Raw genomic sequence first — 1,045 nt, 5'->3', positions numbered from 1 at the left:
TCACGCTCAAGGTGATATGGACAAAACACGCGAGTTGATTGCTCGTGCTGCCGGTACGTTAGGGGTTATTGTCTCTATTGTTACCGTGCTGGGCGTGCTGGGCTCTGGTGTGGTAACCGCGCTGTTTGGTTTTGGCTGGTTTTTAGATTGGATGCATGGTGGGCCGGCCGCAGAGAAATTTGAGCTAGCCAGTCTGATGCTCAAAATTACCTTCCCTTATTTATGGTTCATCACCTTTGTTGCGCTTTCCGGAGCCATTCTTAACACACTCGGCAAGTTTGCCGTCTCCTCATTCACTCCGGTCTTTTTGAATGTCATGATCATTCTGGCGGCTTGGTTTATCTCGCCACAGATGTCTCAACCGGAAATCGGTCTGGCTATCGGTGTGTTTTTAGGTGGTTTGGTTCAGTTCTTATTCCAAATTCCTTTCCTTATTAAGGCGGGCGTGATGGTTAAGCCTAAGTGGGGGTGGCGCGATCCTGGGGTGGTTAAAATCCGCACGTTGATGATTCCCGCTTTGTTTGGCGTCTCTGTCAGTCAAATCAACCTGCTATTTGATACTTTTATTGCCAGCTTTCTACAAACTGGCTCAATTAGCTGGTTGTACTATTCCGATCGTTTGTTGGAGTTCCCGCTGGGGCTGTTTGGTATTGCTATTGCGACGGTGATTTTGCCTGCGCTGTCTCGTAAACATGTGGACTCGCAGAGCGAAGGTTTTGCACATACCATGGATTGGGGCGTTCGCATGGTAACGCTGCTCGGGATTCCGGCGATGTTGGGTTTGATGGCGTTGGCGAAGCCGATGTTGATGGTGCTATTTATGCGCGGTGAGTTCTCTCCACAAGATGTGCACCAAGCGTCTCTGTCGTTGCTCGCTTACGCATCTGGACTATTGAATTTCATGTTAATTAAAGTGTTGGCGCCAGGCTATTACTCACGTCAAGACACAAAAACGCCAGTGAAATACGGCATCATCGCGATGGTGGCTAACATGGTGTTCAACGCAATTTTTGCCTATTTCTACGGTTACGTCTGCTTGGCCATT

The 1,045-nt window shown here is 48.7% G+C and carries 1 protein-coding gene; it reads left to right on the top strand.

From position 1 onward, the window contains the following. Nucleotides 1-1,045 (top strand): murein biosynthesis integral membrane protein MurJ (gene murJ, locus R7M72_RS25925; protein WP_318056572.1); only part of this gene is annotated, 1,045 nt, incomplete at both ends.

The organism is Vibrio sp. YT-18 (assembly GCF_033337345.1).
GTDB classification, from domain to species: Bacteria; Pseudomonadota; Gammaproteobacteria; order Enterobacterales; family Vibrionaceae; genus Vibrio; species Vibrio alginolyticus.
Note: the sequence above shows the minus strand (reverse complement) of the source record. Positions and strands in the feature narration are given on the sequence as shown.